The organism is Terrabacter sp. C0L_2, from assembly GCF_036352015.1.
Lineage (GTDB): Bacteria > Actinomycetota > Actinomycetes > Actinomycetales > Dermatophilaceae > Terrabacter > Terrabacter tumescens.
On the sequence record NZ_CP143557.1, the window covers coordinates 248,061 to 264,355 of the forward strand.

At 72.6% G+C, this 16,295-nt stretch carries 18 protein-coding genes; 7 read left to right on the plus strand and 11 right to left on the minus strand.

The window, feature by feature from the left end; translation table 11 throughout:
* Positions 1 to 14: 14 nt before the first annotated feature.
* Both U5C87_RS01185 and U5C87_RS01190 read left to right on the plus strand, forming a co-directional pair.
* A complete protein-coding gene (locus U5C87_RS01185) occupies positions 15 to 941 on the plus strand; it encodes an ABC transporter ATP-binding protein (protein ID WP_330474834.1) in 927 nt (308 codons plus the stop codon).
* Positions 938 to 2,191: an ABC transporter permease gene (locus tag U5C87_RS01190; RefSeq protein WP_330474835.1), complete on the plus strand. Its 1,254-nt coding sequence runs from the start codon at positions 938 to 940 to the stop codon at positions 2,189 to 2,191. The genes U5C87_RS01185 and U5C87_RS01190 overlap by 4 nt, the downstream gene beginning before the upstream one ends.
* Here the strand turns inward: U5C87_RS01190 and U5C87_RS01195 are convergent.
* Together U5C87_RS01195 and U5C87_RS01200 are read right to left on the minus strand one after the other, a co-directional pair.
* Positions 2,175 to 3,452: an MFS transporter gene (locus U5C87_RS01195; RefSeq protein WP_330474836.1), complete on the minus strand. Its 1,278-nt coding sequence runs from the start codon at positions 3,450 to 3,452 to the stop codon at positions 2,175 to 2,177. The two genes, U5C87_RS01190 and U5C87_RS01195, sit on opposite strands and share 17 nt — an antisense overlap.
* A 224-nt stretch (positions 3,453 to 3,676) precedes the next feature.
* Positions 3,677 to 4,849: a citrate/2-methylcitrate synthase gene (locus U5C87_RS01200; protein WP_330474837.1), complete on the minus strand. Its 1,173-nt coding sequence runs from the start codon at positions 4,847 to 4,849 to the stop codon at positions 3,677 to 3,679.
* Positions 4,850 to 4,949: 100 nt separating this feature from the next.
* Here U5C87_RS01200 and U5C87_RS01205 point away from each other — a divergent pair, with 100 nt between their 5' ends.
* Positions 4,950 to 6,113 carry a citrate synthase gene (locus U5C87_RS01205; protein WP_330474838.1) on the plus strand — a complete coding sequence of 388 codons (1,164 nt, stop codon included), beginning with the start codon at positions 4,950 to 4,952 and terminating at the stop codon, positions 6,111 to 6,113.
* A 19-nt stretch (positions 6,114 to 6,132) separates the two neighbouring features.
* On the opposite strand, the gene U5C87_RS01210 is transcribed toward U5C87_RS01205, so the two are convergent.
* From U5C87_RS01210 to U5C87_RS01225, 4 genes are all read right to left on the minus strand, one after another.
* Positions 6,133 to 6,738: a TrmH family RNA methyltransferase gene (locus U5C87_RS01210; RefSeq protein ID WP_330476644.1), complete on the minus strand. Its 606-nt coding sequence runs from the start codon at positions 6,736 to 6,738 to the stop codon at positions 6,133 to 6,135.
* 80 nt (positions 6,739 to 6,818) lie between these two features.
* On the minus strand, positions 6,819 to 7,574 hold the full coding sequence (locus tag U5C87_RS01215; protein WP_330474839.1) for an amino acid ABC transporter ATP-binding protein: 756 nt from the start codon (positions 7,572 to 7,574) through the stop codon (positions 6,819 to 6,821).
* Positions 7,571 to 8,491, minus strand: coding sequence for an amino acid ABC transporter permease (locus U5C87_RS01220; RefSeq protein ID WP_330476645.1), 921 nt, complete (start codon positions 8,489 to 8,491; stop codon positions 7,571 to 7,573). The genes U5C87_RS01215 and U5C87_RS01220 overlap by 4 nt, the downstream gene beginning before the upstream one ends.
* Before the next feature lie 23 nt (positions 8,492 to 8,514).
* A complete protein-coding gene (locus U5C87_RS01225) occupies positions 8,515 to 9,384 on the minus strand; it encodes an ABC transporter substrate-binding protein (RefSeq protein ID WP_330474840.1) in 870 nt (289 codons plus the stop codon).
* Positions 9,385 to 9,820: 436 nt separating this feature from the next.
* On the opposite strand from U5C87_RS01225, the gene U5C87_RS01230 reads away from it, so the two are divergent.
* Positions 9,821 to 10,546: a DedA family protein gene (locus tag U5C87_RS01230; protein ID WP_330474841.1), complete on the plus strand. Its 726-nt coding sequence runs from the start codon at positions 9,821 to 9,823 to the stop codon at positions 10,544 to 10,546.
* Between the two features lie 119 nt (positions 10,547 to 10,665).
* Complete coding sequence (locus U5C87_RS01235) at positions 10,666 to 11,616, plus strand: TIGR03086 family metal-binding protein (RefSeq protein ID WP_330474842.1); 951 nt, start codon at positions 10,666 to 10,668, stop codon at positions 11,614 to 11,616.
* Positions 11,617 to 11,728: 112 nt separating this feature from the next.
* On the opposite strand, the gene U5C87_RS01240 is transcribed toward U5C87_RS01235, so the two are convergent.
* A complete protein-coding gene (locus U5C87_RS01240; RefSeq protein WP_330474843.1) occupies positions 11,729 to 12,469 on the minus strand; it encodes a LemA family protein in 741 nt (246 codons plus the stop codon).
* Positions 12,470 to 12,600: 131 nt separating this feature from the next.
* On the opposite strand from U5C87_RS01240, the gene U5C87_RS01245 reads away from it, so the two are divergent.
* Both U5C87_RS01245 and U5C87_RS01250 read left to right on the plus strand, forming a co-directional pair.
* Positions 12,601 to 12,894, plus strand: a complete 294-nt coding sequence (locus U5C87_RS01245) for a DUF1905 domain-containing protein (protein ID WP_330474844.1) — start codon at positions 12,601 to 12,603, stop codon at positions 12,892 to 12,894.
* Positions 12,891 to 13,526: a hypothetical protein gene (locus U5C87_RS01250; protein WP_330474845.1), complete on the plus strand. Its 636-nt coding sequence runs from the start codon at positions 12,891 to 12,893 to the stop codon at positions 13,524 to 13,526. The genes U5C87_RS01245 and U5C87_RS01250 overlap by 4 nt, the downstream gene beginning before the upstream one ends.
* A 34-nt stretch (positions 13,527 to 13,560) precedes the next feature.
* Here the strand turns inward: U5C87_RS01250 and pyrE are convergent, their stop codons facing one another.
* The 4 genes from pyrE to U5C87_RS01270 all read right to left on the minus strand — a co-directional run bounded on the left by pyrE (position 13,561) and on the right by U5C87_RS01270 (position 16,294).
* Positions 13,561 to 14,124, minus strand: a complete 564-nt coding sequence (pyrE, locus tag U5C87_RS01255; RefSeq protein ID WP_330474846.1) for an orotate phosphoribosyltransferase — start codon at positions 14,122 to 14,124, stop codon at positions 13,561 to 13,563.
* A gap of 70 nt (positions 14,125 to 14,194) precedes the next feature.
* Complete coding sequence (locus U5C87_RS01260) at positions 14,195 to 15,235, minus strand: NAD(P)-dependent alcohol dehydrogenase (protein WP_330474847.1); 1,041 nt, start codon at positions 15,233 to 15,235, stop codon at positions 14,195 to 14,197.
* A 59-nt stretch (positions 15,236 to 15,294) separates the two neighbouring features.
* The gene (locus U5C87_RS01265) at positions 15,295 to 15,711 is read right to left on the minus strand and encodes a (R)-mandelonitrile lyase (protein ID WP_330474848.1); all 417 of its coding nucleotides are present in this window, start codon (positions 15,709 to 15,711) and stop codon (positions 15,295 to 15,297) included.
* Between the two features lie 121 nt (positions 15,712 to 15,832).
* The gene (locus U5C87_RS01270; RefSeq protein ID WP_030199069.1) at positions 15,833 to 16,294 is read right to left on the minus strand and encodes a MerR family transcriptional regulator; all 462 of its coding nucleotides are present in this window, start codon (positions 16,292 to 16,294) and stop codon (positions 15,833 to 15,835) included.
* Between the last annotated feature and the right edge of the window lies 1 nt (position 16,295).

The following is a 16,295-nucleotide window of genomic DNA, read 5'->3' on the forward strand; positions in this document are numbered from 1 at the left end:
CTAGCGTTGGGCGCATGAGCGCATCCGGGGAACGACTCACCAGCCCACGAGCCACGGCCGACATCGAGCTGCGGCACCTCTCCCGCACGTTCGGCGAGATCCGCGCCGTTGACGACGTCAGCTTCGACGTGCCGGCAGGACTGCTCACCGGCTTCGTCGGCGGCAACGGCGCAGGCAAGACGACGACGATGCGGATGCTCATGGGGGTCCTGTCCCCCACGGGCGGCGAGGTGCTCTGGGACGGCAGGCCGATCACCCAGCTCGACCGCCGCAGCTTCGGCTACATGCCCGAGGAGCGCGGCCTCTACCCCAAGCAGGCCGTGCTCGACCAGCTCGTCTACCTCGGCCGACTGCGCGGGCTCTCCGCCGCCGCGGCCCGGTCCTCGGTGACGAGCCACCTCGAGCGCCTCGGCCTCGCCGACCGGGCCAAGGACCACGTCGAGAAGCTGTCGCTCGGCAACCAGCAGCGGGTGCAGATCGTCGCGGCGCTGATGGGTCACCCGCGCGCCCTCGTGCTCGACGAGCCGTTCAGCGGGCTCGACCCGGCGGCCGTCGACAACATGGCCGACCTGCTGCGCGAGCACACCGCGCGCGGCGTCCCGGTGCTCTTCTCCTCCCACCAGCTCGACCTCGTCGAGCGGCTCTGCGAGCGTCTCGTGGTCCTGGCCCGCGGCCGCGTCGTCGCATCCGGCACCCCCGAGGACCTGCGCTCGAACTCCGTCGCCCGGCACCGTCTCGTGCTGTCCGGCGACGCGGGCTGGGTGCGCGGGGTCCCCGGCATCCACGCCGTCGACGTCGAGGGGTCGACCGCCCTGCTCGAGGTCGTCGAGCACGGCGCCGAGCGGCGACTGCTCGAGGAGGCGCTGCGCCGCGGCGAGGTGCACGAGTTCTCACCCCAGCGACCGAGCCTGGCCCAGATCTACCGTGAGGTGACGGCATGACCACCACCGACCAGCGCCCCACCGACCGCGACCGCGGCCCCGTCACGGAGACCGCGCTCGCCGACACCACCAACACGGCGGGAGGCGGGCGCGCCTGGGCGGTCGTGGCGGCGCGCGAGATCGTCGTGCGCCTGACGAACCGCGCGTTCCTCGTCTCGACCCTCATCACGCTCGTCTTCATCGCCGGCTTCGGAGCCTTCTCGGTGTGGGAGGGCAGCCGGACGACGACCTACACCGTGGCCGTGGCCGGCGCCGACGGCCGTGCGCTCGTCGAGCGAGCCGCGGTGTCGGCGCGACAGGACGACGACAAGGTGTCGGTCGTCGCGACCTCCGTCTCGGGCGAGCCCGCGGCGCGCACCCTCGTCGACGAGGGGTCGGCCGACGCGTGGCTGCACGAGACGGGCACCGGCTGGACGCTGACGTCGGCCGACGACGCCGACCTCGCGCTGCGCACCGCGGTGGAGACCGCCTTGCGGAGCACTGCCCTCGAGCGCAACGCCGCTGCGGCCGGCACGACCGTCCAGGCCCTCGAGCAGGGCACGGCGCTGACGACGACCCGCTTCGACGGCCAGGTCGGCAACAGCGGCTTCGTCAAGGGGGCGACGTTCGCCTTCGCGCTGCTCTTCTTCATGGCGGCGATGATGTTCGGCCAGCAGATCTCGGCCAGCGTCGTGGAGGAGAAGCAGTCCCGCCTCGTCGAGATCCTGGCGACGGCGATCCCCTTGCGGCAGCTGCTCGCCGGCAAGATCCTCGGCAACTCGGTCATCGCGCTGGGACAGGTGGTGCTCTTCGCCGCCGTCGGCCTCGTGGCCGTGTCGTTCACCGACCTCTCGACGCTGCTGCCGAGCCTGTCGACGGCCGTCGTGTGGTTCGTGCTCTTCTTCGCGGTCGGCTTCTTCGCCCTGGCGTGCCTCTACGCCGTCGCCGGTGCCCTCGCGTCGCGCACCGAGGACCTGCAGTCGACGACGGCGCCGATGACGACGATCCTCATGGCCGTCTACGTCGCGAGCTTCGGGCTGTCCGGCAAGGCGCTCGAGGTGGCCTCGTTCGTGCCGATCGCGTCGGTCGTGTCGATGCCGGGACGTCTGCTCGCCGGTGACGCGGCCTGGTGGGAGCCGGTGGTCGCGCTCCTGCTCATGGCCGCCTTCTCCGCGGTGACCGTCGTCGTGGGCGAGCGGATCTACCGCCGCTCGCTCATGCAGTCCGGGGGCCGCGTCTCGTGGAAGCAGGCGCTCACGGCTCGGGACTGACCGGGGTGGCTGCTCCTCCCCGCTGGTGCTCGCCCTCGCCCGTCACGTGACGGTAGGGCGAGCACCAGAGGATGAGCGCCGACGCGGCGAGCCCGACGACGGCCGCCGCGATGGCGGTTCGATTGCCCCACGTCGCCGCCACCCAGCCGCCGAGCGGGGCGGTCACCGCGATGGACCCCCAGTTGAACGAGCGGATCGTGGCGTTCATCCGTCCGCGCAGCCGGTCGGGCGTGACGAGGTTGCGATAGCTCATCTCGAGCGGCCCGCGGACGCCCATCGCGAGCCCGAAGAGCGCGTTGGCGACCAGTGGCCAGAGGAGCGCTGACGGGCCGGGCTGCGCGAGCAGCAGGAGGGCGTATGCCGTGGGGCTCAGCCACTCGGTCGTCGTGACCACCCGCCCGGTCCCGAAGCGCCGTCCGAGGCGCGGGGCGAGCCCGGCGCCGACGACACCGGTGACCCCGGTCGCGGCGAGGACGAGCCCGACCGCGATCGGGCCCAGCTGCAGCTCGGTCGTCGCGAAGTAGACGAGCACCGTCGTCACCATGGCGTTGGCGAAGAACCACAGGTGCAGGGCGATCGCGTACGGCCCGAGGGTGGCGTGGCGGTAGACCCACGCCGCTCCCTCGCGCAGCTCGCTCCGGAGGTGCCGCTCGGCGGACGGTTCTGGCCGCGTCTCCTCGAGACGGAGCGTCGCGAGCACGACGGCCGACACGGCATACGACATCGCGTCGACGAGGATGGCCACGGGCGCGGAGAGCAGTCGCACGAGAGTCCCACCGACGAGCGGCCCGAGGGACTGCGTCGCCGAATACGTCTGTGCCAGGCGGGCATCCGCCGATGCGAGTCCGGGCGCTGGGACGATCGTCGGCAGCAGCGACAGGTGGGCAGCGGTGAAGAACATCGACGCCGAGCCGGTGGCGAAGACGAGGACGGCGAGGATCGGCACCGTCAGGTGGCCGGTCAGCGCGAGCACTCCCACCGCCCCGAGCAGCACGGCGCACAGCACGTCGGCCACGACGAGGAGCGGACGCCGGCGCACCCGGTCGACGACGACGCCGGCCAGCAGGCCGAAGAGCAGGTAGGGCAGCCACTGCGCGGACCGCACGATCCCGAGCGCCGTCTGGTCGGCGTGCAGCGTCTCGATGAGGAGCAGCTGCAGGGCGAGGGTCGAGACGAAGGTTCCGAGATTCGAGACTGCGTCGGCGATCCAGAAACGGACGAAAGCACCGGATCGGGACGTATCGACCGCCGATCGGGACACGCGTGCCCCCTCCTTACGTGCAGCCGACGATTCCTTGACACCACCTTGTCGAGTTCTGACCTGAACGTCGACCCGACGCGTCGGATCTGCCCTACCGTGGACGTGACGTTCGGAGGGCTCCGGGCGACGAAACCAGTGACCGGATGCTCCCCCGGTCGCGCCGAGCAGGCCCCGGCAACCGGATGCGTCGGGGCCTGCTCGATGCCCTCTTCCGGGCGGGGGACTCAGGCCGGCAGCGGCGTGCGCGTGCCGGTCGGCACGGGCTGGGGCGGCGGCGGCCCCACGTAGCGCGCGACGGGCCGGATGATCTTCGGGTCGCGGCTCTGCTCGAGGACGTTGGCCGTCCAGCCGACGACCCGCGCGACGCAGAACGTCGGCGTGAACATCGACGGGTCGAGCCCCGCCAGCTTCATGACGACGCCGGCGTAGAACTCCACGTTGGCGTGCAGCTCGCGCCCCGGCTTGAGGTCCGCCAGCGCCTGCTCGATGGCGTCCTCCACCCCGACGGCGAGGTCGACGAGCGGGTCGTCCCAGCCCCGGGCGACCGTCTTGAGCATCTCCGAGCGCGGGTCGCGGGTGCGGTAGACGGCGTGTCCGAACCCCATGATCCGGGCGCCCGAAGCGATGCGCTCGCGCACCCAGCCGTCGGCGCGGTCCAGCGTGCCGATCTCGTCGAGGGCCTCGAGCGCGCGGCTCGGGGCCCCGCCGTGCAGCGGCCCGGAGAACGAGCCGATGGCCCCGACGAGGCAGGCCGCGAGGTCGGCGCCGGTGCTCGCGATGACCCGGGCCGTGAAGGTCGAGGCGTTGAAGCCGTGGTCCATCGTCGCGACGAGGTACTGCTCGACGGCCCGGGCGTCGCGCGCGGCGGGGAGCCGTCCCGTCACCATGCGCAGGTAGTCCTCGGCGTGGCCGAGGCTCGGGTCCGCGGAGATGGGCTCGAGGCCCTGGTGCAGCCGGTGGGCCGCGGCCAGGATCGTCGGCGTGATCGCGACCGAGGCCATCGCGGCGGCGAGCTTCTCGTCCTCGTCGCAGTCGTAGAGGGGCCGCAGGCCGGCGATGCCGCCCCACGCCGACAGCGCCGTGCGCAGCACCTGGAGCGAGTCGGTCGTCGTCGCGCAGACGGCCGGCAGCAGGTCGGCGAGGGCGGCCGGCAGGACGCGCAGTCGGCCGATCTCGGCGGTGAAGGCCGCGAGCTCGTCGGCGTCCGGGAGGTGGCCGCGCTCGAGCAGGTGCCAGGCCTGCTCGAAGCCGACCTTCTCGGCCAGCTCGACGGCCGAGTACTGCCGGTAGTGGAAGAAGCCCTCGTCGCCGCGGACGTCGCCGAGCTCGGTGTCGGTGACGACGACCTTGGCCAGGCCCTTCGGGACGGTGATGAAACCGGTGGGGTTGGTGGACATGGGGTGCTCCTCTCGGGTTCACTCATCACTCTCAGCGATGTTGATCAACACCGTCAATGTTGATCGCGTCAACTGTTGACCCGATCAACCCGGAGGCGACATGGCGATGACGTCAGGCACGTGGATCACGACGACCGAGGCCGCCCAGCGGCTCGGCGTCAAGCGCGCGACGCTCTACGCCTACGTCAGCCGGGGGCTGCTCCGCAGCGAGCGCCGGCCCGGCCAGCAGGAGAGCCTCTTCGACCGCGCCCAGATCGACGCCATGGCTTCGGCCACCCGCCCGCCGGGAGGTCCGCAGCCGGTCCTGCGCTTCCGCAGCATCGCGACGTCGGTGAGCAGCCAGACCGAGGGCGACCTGCTCTATCGCGGGCACCCTCTGTCGGAGGTCGTGGCTCTGGGGTCGCTCGAGGAGGCGGCTGCCATCGTGCTGGGATCCACTGTGGTGCAGGGAGTTCCGATCACAGACCCCGTGGTGCCAGCCGGCGTCGATCTCTCGAGCCTGCCGCTCGAGCGCCGGATGCCGGTCGCGGTGCAGCTGCTTGCCGCGGCCGACCCGTTCGCGTCCGACACCGACCCCGCACGGGTCAGGGCCGCAGCCGTGCCGACGCTGCGGGCTGCGTTGACGCTGCTCGCCGGGGGTCAGGGCCAGCCGGACCTGGCGGCGCTCGCCCTGGCGGCGCTGGGCGGGTCACTCTCGGCACGCGCCGACGTCGCGGCGCTCCGGGTCCTGCTCGTCGCCCTCCTCGACCACGGCCTGACGGCCTCGACGGTGGCGGCCCGCGTCACCGCATCGACGCGAGCGGGACTCCACGACTGCCTCTGCGCCGCGTATGCCGCGATGGCCGGGCCGCTCCACGGTGCGGCGCCGGTCGCCGCCCACGCCCTGCTCACGGACGGCGTCGACCCGGCTGTCCTCGTCGCGCGCTCTCTGCGCGAGCGTGGTGCGGTGGCCGGATTCGGCCACTTCCTCTACCCCGGCGGCGACCCGCGCGCCGACGTCGTCCTCGAGGCCCTCTGGCGCCGACGCGGCACGACCCGTCTGCGGCGCCGCGTCGAGGGCCTCGCCGCTCTCGTCGCCGAGCGCACCGGCGCGCTGCCCAACATCGACCTCGCGAGCGCAGCCGTGCTGCACGCGTTGGGCCTGCCTGCCGAGTCCGGTGAGGTCGTCTTCCAGGTGGCCCGCACCGTCGGCGTCGCCGCGCACGTCGCCGAGGAGTATGCCGAGGAGCCGCTGCGCTGGCGGGGCCGTGACCCGCAGGGCTGAGCCAGCGGCCGGCGGCCGGCTAGACGTGCTGGTCGAACACGTGCCGACGCACCCAGGCGTGCATCGCCACCGCGGCGGCCGCGCCGGCGTTGATCGAGCGGGTCGAGCCGAACTGCTCGATGTGCAGCACCGCGGCGCACTCGGCGCGCATCGGCTCCGAGAGCCCCGGCCCCTCCTGCCCGAAGACGAGGACGCACCGGCGCGGCAGGTCGAAGGTCTCGAGCGGCACCGAGCCGGGCAGGTTGTCGATGCCGATGACGACCAGTCCCTCGGCAGCCGCCCAGGCCGCGAGCGCCGCGGCGTCCGGGTGGTGGTGCTCGTGCTGGTAGCGGTCGGTGACCATCGCCCCGCGGCGGTTCCACCGGCGCCTGCCGACGATGTGGAAGGCCTGCGCGCCCATGGCGTTGGCCGTGCGGATGACCGAGCCGATGTTGAAGTCGTGGCCCCAGTTCTCGACGGCGACGTGGAAGTCGTGCCGCCGGGTGTCGAGGTCGGCGAAGATCGCGTCGTGCCGCCAGTAGCGGTACGCGTCGACGACGTTGCGCCGGTCACCGTGCTCGAGCAGCTCGGGGTCCCAGTGGTCACCGTCGGGCCAGGGGCCCGGCCACGGTCCGACCCCGACCACGGGCCCCGCGGGTGCCTCCGGCGTCCAGGCCGTCCGGGCCGTCCCGGCCGCCCCGGCCCCCGCGACCGTATCGGCGTCGCTCACGACACGAGCCGTGACAGGAACTGCTTCGTGCGGGCCTCGCGCGGTGAGCCGAGCACCTCTGCGGGGGAGCCCTGCTCGAGCACCCGGCCGCCGTCGAGGAAGCAGACGCTGTCGGCGACGTTGCGGGCGAAGCCCATCTCGTGCGTCGACAGGATCATCGTCATCCCCTCCTCGCGCAGCTCGCGAAGCAGGTCGAGGACCTCACCGACGAGCTCAGGGTCGAGGGCGCTCGTCACTTCGTCGAGGAGCAGCAGCTGCGGCGAGTTGACCATGGCGCGCGCGATGGCGACCCGCTGCTGCTGGCCGCCGGACAGGTCGTCGGGCCGGGCGCGGGCCTTCTCGGCGAGCCCGACACGCTCGAGCATGGCCATGGCGCGCGCCTCGGCCTCGGCCCGCGCGACCTTGTGCACGCGGCGCGGAGCGAGCGTGACGTTGTCGAGCACCGTGAGGTGCGGGAAGAGGTTGTAGGCCTGGAAGACGATGCCGGTGCGCGAGCGCACCTCGTCGGCGTCGACGCGCGGGTCGGTGATGTCGAGCCCGGCGAGCGTGATGACGCCGTCGTCGACCTGCTCGAGCAGGTTGACGCAGCGCAGGAGGGTCGACTTGCCCGAGCCCGAGGCACCGATGAGCACCACGCACTCCCCCGGCGCCACGTCGAGGTCGACGTCGTCGAGCACGACGTTCTCGCCGAAGCTCTTGCGCAGTCCCCGGACCGACAGCAGAGGCCCGTCGAACGCCGGCTTTCCGGTCACAGCGTGCCTCCTGCTCCGTGCCACCCCTGCTTGCGGGCGACCCTGTCGGTCAGCCGTGCCATCGGGATCGTCAGGCAGAGGAACAGGACGCCCGCGACGACGTAGGGGGTGTAGTTGAAGTCGGTCGCCGTCTCGATCTGGGCGGCCCGGATGGCGTCGATCGCGCCGAGCACGGCGATGAGGCCCGAGTCCTTCTGCAGCGAGACGAAGTCGTTCATGAGCGGCGGCGCGACACGGCGCACGGCCTGGGGCAGCACGACGTGGCGCAGGGTCTGGCCGTTCGAGAGGCCGAGGGCCCGCGACGCGGCGCGCTGCGACGGGTGCACCGACTCGATGCCGGCCCGGAAGACCTCGGCGACGTAGGCCGAGTAGGACAGGATGATGGCGACGGCGCCCCAGAAGACGAGCTCGGTCGGCACGTTGGGCAGGCGCAGGGCCGGCACCCCGAGGCCGAGCAGGAGCAGCAGGAGCAGCAGCGGCAGCCCGCGGAAGAGGTCGACGTAGACCGTCGCGAGCAGGCGCAGCGGGAAGAAGATCGGGCCGCGCAGGGTGCGCATGATCGCGAGCGTCAGCCCCAGGACGAGGATCGACAGGCCGCAGACGACCATGAGGCGGATGTTGAGCCACAGGCCCTTGAGCACGGCCGGGAACGACTCGATCGCCTTGTCCCAGCTGAAGAACGTCTCCTGGACCCGCGGCCATCCAGCCGAGTGCGTGATGAGCCAGCCGAGGACGCCGAGCACGACGACGGTGCTGAGGGCCGACACAGCCGCCGACCGCACCGTGCGCGAGCGTCGGAAGGCACGCCGCTCGGTCTCGACCGACGACGGCGACCACACCTGGCCGCCCGCGCCCGACGCGTTCGAGGCGCTCGTCGCGCCCGACGCACTCGGCGCGCCCGAGGACGGTGACGGCATACCGACCGGGCTGCTCGGCGTGCTCACTTCAGCTCGGGGGCGCCCGCGTTGGCGAGGTACTGCTGCTGCAGCTTCTCGAGCGTGCCGTCGGCGCGCAGCGCATCGACGGCCTTGGAAACGCACGGCGTCAGGGCCGAGCCCTTGTCGAGGACGGCGCCGAACTGCTCGGGCGTGCCGGCGCTCGGGAGCTGGCCGACGATGATGCCGTTGTCGAGCTGCGCCGCGACCATGTAGAAGGCCGTCGGCACGTCGACGACGATGCCGTCGATCTGCTTGTTCTTCAGGGCCTGGACGGCGACGTCGTTGGTGTCGAAGACCTTCGGGTCGTTGCTCGGCTTGACCTGGTCCTGGACCGCATTGAGGGAGGTCGTGCCCACCTGCGCCCCGAGGTTGGCGCCCTTGAGGTCGGCGACGGTCGTCCTGCCGTCGATGGGGCTGCCCTTGTAGGTCACGACGGCCTGGCGCACGTCGTAGTAGCCGGAGCTGAAGTCGACGGCCTTGCGGCGGTCCTCCGAGATCGAGATCTGGTTGACGTCGAAGTCGAAGCTCTTCGGCGCGGGCGAGATCGCCGTGTTGAACGGCACGACGGTCCACTTGACGTCGGTCTTGGCGAAGCCGAGCTTGCCGGCGATCGCATAGGCGACCGCGGACTCGTAGCCCTTGCCGTTGCTCGGGTCGTCGCCGCTGAACCACGGCTCGTAGGCGGGCTTGTCGGTGCCCACGGTGAGCGTGCCGGCCGTGACGAGCTTGAGCGAGTCCTTGGCGCAGGAGGCGGCCGCGGCGGTGGCGCCGGCGGTCCCCGTCGACGCGTCGGGCGTGGACGACCCGCAGGCACCGAGGGCGGCCACGGCGAGCGCGGCGACGGCGGCGAGGGCGAGACGGGGACGGGACATGCGGGCTCCTGCGGACGGGCGGCTTTCGACGTGCAGAGTCTACGAGCGTGCGGTATGCCGTCCGATCCGGTCCGCGATCCGGTCGCGTCCCCGCCGGGCGTGTTCGGGCAGGGTGGAGCGGGGTCGGGCACGCAGGTCGGGCGGACCAGGAGGAGGACGGCACGTCCGCCGTCGCGCCCGCCGGAGCGGGGCGACCCCGAGATCCCGGCGCGTCGCCGGCCCTCCTCCTGCGCTCCCTGACCTCATGGTGGCCCGGCCCGGCCCACGGACGGAAGGGACGGCCCCACGATCGATACGTCTTCGAGACCTGCGCTGGGAAGTCGCTGGGAGGCTGGTGAGGAGGCGCTGCGGACCCGCCGGGGAGCCGCTGGACACCCACAGCCCGCGGACAGCGAGGATTCAGGGGTTCCCGGGCACACGGCATACCCTGTGACCCATGCAGCTACTCGCCGCCCTGCCGGCCGTCGCTCCGGCCCTCGGCCCGAAGTGGATGGACCCCACCTACCTGCTGGAGCAGTACCAGGGGGCGTTCTTCGTCATCGCCCTGGTCATCGTCTTCGTCGAGTGCGGTCTGCTCTTCCCGATCCTGCCCGGCGACTCGCTGCTCTTCGCGGTCGGCCTCTTCATCGCCACGGGCCAGATCGACCTCAACCTCGGGCTCGCCATGGCGGCGCTGACGCTCGCGGCCTTCCTCGGCAACGTCGTCGGCTACGAGATCGGCCGGGCGGTGGGCAGGCCGCTCTACAAGCGGCAGGGGCGGTTCATCAACACCGCCAACTTCGACAAGACCAACGCGTTCTTCGACAAGTACGGCAACCGCGCGCTCGTGCTCGGCCGCTTCGTGCCGATCGTGCGCACCTTCATCACCGTCGTGGCCGGCATCGGCCGCATGCACCGCCAGCGCTTCTTCGGCTGGAGCGCCGTGGGCGCCGTGGCGTGGGTCGTCGGCGTCACCCTGCTCGGCTACTTCCTCGGCCAGGCGTTCCCCGGCCTGACGAAGAACATCGAGTACGCCATCCTCCTCGTCGTGCTCGTCTCCCTCCTTCCGATGGTCTACGAGTTCGTCAAGCACCGTCGCGAGACCAAGGCGATCGCCGCCGAGACCGCCGACGCCGTGGGCGACATCGCCGAGAACGCGACCGGGACCGACCGCCGCTCCTGAGCCACTACCCCTGGCCCCACTCTGACGTCTCTCTGATCGGGCGCGACGTGCGGCGATGCCGTGACGCCGCACCCGCCACGGGCGCACACTGGTGGGTGCAGGGGTGATGGGAGGACGTCGTGGAGACAGACACCAGGGACCGGCAGACCGGTCCCGACCTCGGCGAGAGCTACCGCCGGAGCGTGCAGTGGTGGGTCCAGCAGGTGCACGGCGTCGCCGACGACCAGTGGGACCTGCCGACGCCGTGCAGCGACTGGACGGTGCGTGACCTCGTCAACCACGTCGCGGGCGAGGACCTCTGGACCGCTCCCCTGATGCACGGGCGCACCATCGCCGACGTGGGCTCCCGCCTCGACGGCGACCTCCTGGGTGAGGACCCGCGCGGCGCTGCCGCGTCGGCGGCGACCGAGGCGGTGGGCGTCGTCGACGAGACGCTCCCCACGCACGGAGCCGTGCAGCTCTCCTACGGCGAGGAGTCGATGGACGAGTACGTCCGCCAGCTCGTCGCCGACCATCTCGTGCACGGCTGGGACCTCGCCGTCGCGACCGGCCGCGCCCGCGACCTCGACCCCGCGCTCGTCGCCGACGTGGCGGCGTGGTTCGACGGGATGGAGGACGCCTACCGCTCCGGCGGGGCCGTCGGAGCGCGTATGCCGTCCGGTGGCGACCCGCAGACCGACCTCCTCGCGCGCTTCGGCCGGGACGCGGCCTGGGGCCCGACGCACGCCGGCTTCGCGCAGTTCGTCGCGGCGTTCGGGCGCGGCGACGTCGAGGCGATCATGGCGCTGATGACCGACGACTGCGTCTTCGAGGCCACGGGTCCCGCGCCGGACGGCGTGCGCCACGAGGGCGCGGCGGACGTGCGCTCGGTGTGGGAGTCGCTCTTCACCGAGACCGGCAGCCCCGCCTTCACGGCCGAGGAGTCGTTCGTGGCGGGCGACCGGGGCGTGCTGCGCTGGCGCTTCGACTGGGTGGCCCCCGACGGCTCGCCCGGTCACGTCCGCGGCGTCGACGTCGTGCGGCTGCGAGACGGCAAGGTCAGCGAGAAGCTGTCCTACGTCAAGGGCTGACCCGGTCTGACCGACGCTGAGCTGGGCTGAACCGGTTGAGGGCAGCAGGACGCCCCGAGCGGTGGCTCGGGGCGTGGCTGCTCTGACGGCGCTCGTCGGCCGCGCAGGCGGGTCAGGCGTTGGGCGTGCCCTGCCCGGGAGCGGAGTCGGTGGTCGGGTCGGGCTGGGCCGCCCCGGGGGCCTGGGCCTGCGGCAGTGCGCCGGGCGCGGCGCCAGGCTGGGTCGACGGGCCGCCGACGGCGCCGGGCTGCGTCGAGGGCGCGACGGCCGGCGAGCCCGAGCCGCCGATCGCGTCACCGCCGAAGCTGACGTTGGGGACGACGGCCTCGGTGGCCGGGGCCTCGAAGTACTCGGCCCGCTTGACGCCGGCCATGTTGGCGACGATGTTCGAGGGCACCGACTCGACCTTGGTGTTGAGCTCGCGCACGAGCGCGTTGTAGTAGCGGCGCGAGCTCGCGATGCGGTCCTCGGTGCTCGTCAGCTCCTGCTGGAGGGCGAGGAAGTTCTGGTTGGCCTTGAGGTCGGGGTAGGCCTCGGCGACGGCCATGAGGCGACCGAGCGCCTGGCTCAGCTGGCCCTCGGCCTGGGCCGCGGCGGCCGGGGTCGACGCGCCGGACATGGCCGCGGACCGCGCCTGCATGACCTCCTCGAGGGTGCCCCGCTCGTGGGAGGCGTAGCCCTTGACCGTCTCGACGAGGTTGGGGATGAGGTCGTGGCGGCGCTTGAGCTCGACGTCGATCTGGCGCCAGCCCTCCTCGACCTTGTTGCGCAGGCCGATCAGACCGTTGTACATGACGACGCCCACGACGGCGAGGAGCACGACGAGGCCGAGCAGGATCCAGACGATGATCATGGGTTCTCCCGAGAGCAGGGCGGTCAGTGTGCCGATCCTAGTGCGGGCGACGCACGAGCGGACCGGGCCGCTGGTGCGACGACGACGCCGCTCCCCCGGTTCCTGTCGGTGCCCAGCCCTACGGTGGGTGCATGACGACCCTCCGCTTCACCGCCGACCTCTGGCGGTGGGAGGCGCAGACCGGCTGGTTCTTCGTGACCGTCGCACTGGACGCGTCGGCGCGCATCCGTGAGGTCCCCAGACCGCCCCGCGGTTTCGGGTCGGTCCGGGTCCGCGCCACCGTCGGCGGCACGTCGTGGACGACGTCCGTCTTCCCGGACGCCTCGCGCGGCGCCTACGTGCTGCCGGTCAAGAAGGCGGTCCGTCAGGCCGAGGGCCTCGGCGAGGGCGACCCCGCCGACGTCCGCCTCGAGGTGCTCGAGTGAGTGCTCCCAGCGGTCCCGCGCGCAACCGCGTCGACCCGTTCGGCGACGTCGTGGCCGCGCCGGGCCTCGGTGCGTGGATGGGCAACCGCGGACGCCTCCACGACGGGGCCGGCAGCCGCGACGTGCGCCGGCACCACGTCGGCCGGGCCTGGATCACGTGCGCCCTCGACTTCCGCGGGCGGCGGGTGCGCCAGTGGGACCCAGGCCACTACACGCCGCTCTTCTTCCTCGACGAGGCGACCGCCCTCGCCGCGGGCCACCGTCCGTGCGCCGAGTGCCGTCGCGCCGACTACACCCGCTTCCGCGACCTCGTCGCGGCCGCACCCGGCACGACCCACCTGCCGGCGACAGGGCTCGACCGCCTCCTCCACGAGGAGCGCTGGGACACCCGCCGACGCACCCGCCGGCTGCACGCGTACGCGTGGGGTGACCTCCCCGACGCCACCTTCGTGCTGCTGGCGTCGGGTCCGGCCGTCGTCCGGGGCGACGACCTGCTCGCCTGGCAGCCCGACAACACGTATGCCGCGTCCGCCGTCGAGCGGCCGCGCACCGGGACGGCGAGCGTCATCACGCCACCCTCGTCGGTCGAGGCCCTGCGCGCCGGCTACCCCGTGCAGGTCGGGCCGCTCTGACCGTTCGACCAGGCGGCGCCGGCCCGGGCCGTGCTCAGGCGAGCCCGAGCTCCTCGAGGGAGAAGGCGTAGCGGTACTCCACGCCGGCCTCGGCGGTGATCTTCTCGCCGGCGCCGGTCGCCCGGTCGGCGATCGTCGCGACGGCGACGACCTCGGCGCCGTCCTCGCGGGCGGCCTCGACGGCGGCGAGCGGCGAGGCGCCGGTCGTTGTGGTGTCCTCGACGACGAGCACCTGGCGGCCCTTGATCGACGGGCCCTCGATGCGCTGCTGGAGGCCGTGCGCCTTGCCGGCCTTGCGCACGACGAACGCGTCGAGGCGCTCCCCGGCAGCCGCGGCGGCGTGCAGCATCGAGGTCGCCACCGGGTCGGCGCCGAGCGTGAGGCCACCGACGGCGGCATACGTCAGGTCCTTGGTCAGCTCACGCATGACGATCCCGACGAGCGGGGCGGCCTCGCCGTCGAGGGAGATGCGGCGCAGGTCGACGTAGTAGTCGGCCTCCTTGCCGGAGCTCAGGGTCACGCGACCGTGGACGATCGCCTTGTCCTTGACGATCTCGAGCAGGCGGGCACGGGCGGCGGAGGCGTCGATGGTGGTCACGAGGCTCCATCGTAGGGCGCGGGCGCCGGGCGTCCCACCGGTGTGCGCACCGGTGGGACGCCCGGGTGGCTCACGCCAGGGTCGAGGCGTCGATGACGAAGCGGTAGCGCACGTCGGAGGCGAGCACGCGCTCGTAGGCCTCGTTGACCTTCTCGGCCGGGATGACCTCGACCTCCGCACCGATGTGGTGCTCGGCGCAGAAGTCGAGCATCTCCTGCGTCAGGGCGATGCCGCCGATCATCGAGCCGGCGAACGAGCGCCGGCCACCGATGAGCGAGAAGACGTTGACGTCGAGCGGCTCGGCCGGGGCACCGACGTTGACGAGCGTCCCGTCGACGGCGAGCAGGCCGAGGTAGGCGTCGAGGTCGATCTTCGCGCTCACCGTGTTGACGATGAGGTCGAAGCGGCCGGCGAGCGTCTCGAAGGTGCCCGGGTCGGACGTCGCGAAGTAGTGGTCGGCGCCCAGCCGCAGGCCGTCCTCCTGCTTCTTCAGCGACTGCGACAGCACGGTCACCTCGGCGCCGAGGGCGTGCGCGATCTTGACGGCCATGTGGCCGAGACCGCCGAGGCCGACGACCGCGACCTTCTTGCCGGGGCCGGCCTGCCACTTGCGCAGCGGCGCGTAGGTCGTGATGCCGGCGCACAGCAGCGGCGCCGCCGCGGCGGGGTCGATGCCGTCCGGGACCGTCAGGACGTAGTCGGCGTCGACGACGACGTGCGTCGAGTAGCCGCCCTGGGTCGTCGTGCCGTCGCGGTCCGTCGCGGCGTACGTGCCGACCATGCCCTGGGAGCAGTACTGCTCGTCGCCGTTGCGGCAGTTGGTGCACTCGCCGCACGAGTTCACCATGCAGCCGACCCCGACGCGGTCACCGACCGAGTGGCGGCTGACGTCGGCGCCGACCTCGGTGACGCGACCGACGATCTCGTGCCCCGGCACGACCGGGAAGGGCTGCGGGCCCCAGTCCCCGTTGACCGTGTGGATGTCGGAGTGGCAGATGCCGGCGAACTCGATCTCGATGAGGACGTCGTTCGGGCCGACGGCCCGGCGCTCGATCGTGGTGGGAGCCAGCGGCTCTCCGGCGGCGGGGGCGGCGTAGGCGTTGACCTTCATGGGGTTCTCCTTCTGGGAGGTGGGTCGTGCGTTTCTGGAGGTGGGTCTGGGGAGGCGGCTCAGCCCTGGGCGGGTGCCGCGGCGTACTCCTCGTCGGTCACCGGCTCGAGCCAGTGCACGACGTCGTGGTCGTCGTCGCCCTCGTTGACGGCGAGGTGGACCATGAGCCGGTTCGGGGCCGCGCCGTGCCAGTGCTCCTCGTCGGCCTCGAAGAGGACGCGGTCGCCGGGGCGGATGACCTCGACGGGGCCGCCGCGGCGCTGGCAGAGCCCGATCCCCTCGGTGACGAAGACGGTCTGGCTCAGGGGGTGGCGGTGCCAGTGCGTGCGGGCGCCGGGCATGAAGTGCACGAGGTTGGCCGAGAGCCTCGACGGGGCGGGGGCGGCGGCCACGGCGTCGATGTAGACGTCGCCGGTGAACCAGTCGGCCGGTCCCTTGATGGTGCCGGTCTCGGTGGTGCTGCGGGTGATCTGCACGGTCGTCCTCCTCGGTCGGTGTGCGGGGGTGCTGGCGAGGCATGGCGCAGCGCAGCGCGGCGGGAGCCACGCCGGGGCGGAGCAGCGGGTGGAACTGCGGGGTGGAGCTGTGGGCCGGGGGCTACTGCGGCCGGACCCGCCTCAGGGCGTCGGCGAGCGCCCGGGCCTGCTCCGAGAGCAGCTCGGCGCGCTCGGGGTCACCGGCGGCGACCGCGTGCCAGTAGTCGACCTTGATCCGCACGTAGCGCTGACGCAGGGCGACCTGCTCGGCTTCTGCCGCGAGCCGGCGCTGCTGCTCGGTGAGCAGCCGGATCTGCTCGTCGGCCCGCTGGGCGCCGAGCGGTCCGTTGGCGACGTAGCTGCGCATGTCGGCGACGGACATGCCCGTCGCGGCGAGGCACGCGACCCACATGAGCTGGTCGAGGTCGCTCTCGTCGTAGACCCGGTGGCCGCTGCTCGCGCCGCGGCTGACGGGGGCGATGACCCCGATGGTCTCGTAGTAGCGCAGCGTGCTGGCCGGCAGCCCGGTCAGGGCTGCGGCCTCCTTGATCGTGTAGGTGTGTCCGGTCGTCGGTGCGCTCACC

Bases quoted from the DNA above. Each gene is read 5' to 3' on its own strand.
- U5C87_RS01190 (WP_330474835.1), top strand. From the start codon at position 938: ATGACCACCACCGACCAGCGCCCCACCGACCGCGACCGCGGCCCCGTC.
- U5C87_RS01245 (WP_330474844.1), top strand. From the start codon at position 12,601: ATGACGACCCTCCGCTTCACCGCCGACCTCTGGCGGTGGGAGGCGCAG.
- U5C87_RS01205 (WP_330474838.1), top strand. From the start codon at position 4,950: ATGGCGATGACGTCAGGCACGTGGATCACGACGACCGAGGCCGCCCAG.
- U5C87_RS01240 (WP_330474843.1), bottom strand. From the start codon at position 12,469: ATGATCATCGTCTGGATCCTGCTCGGCCTCGTCGTGCTCCTCGCCGTC.
- U5C87_RS01200 (WP_330474837.1), bottom strand. From the start codon at position 4,849: ATGTCCACCAACCCCACCGGTTTCATCACCGTCCCGAAGGGCCTGGCC.
- U5C87_RS01230 (WP_330474841.1), top strand. From the start codon at position 9,821: ATGCAGCTACTCGCCGCCCTGCCGGCCGTCGCTCCGGCCCTCGGCCCG.
- U5C87_RS01220 (WP_330476645.1), bottom strand. From the start codon at position 8,491: ATGCCGTCACCGTCCTCGGGCGCGCCGAGTGCGTCGGGCGCGACGAGC.
- U5C87_RS01185 (WP_330474834.1), top strand. From the start codon at position 15: ATGAGCGCATCCGGGGAACGACTCACCAGCCCACGAGCCACGGCCGAC.
- U5C87_RS01225 (WP_330474840.1), bottom strand. From the start codon at position 9,384: ATGTCCCGTCCCCGTCTCGCCCTCGCCGCCGTCGCCGCGCTCGCCGTG.
- U5C87_RS01260 (WP_330474847.1), bottom strand. From the start codon at position 15,235: ATGAAGGTCAACGCCTACGCCGCCCCCGCCGCCGGAGAGCCGCTGGCT.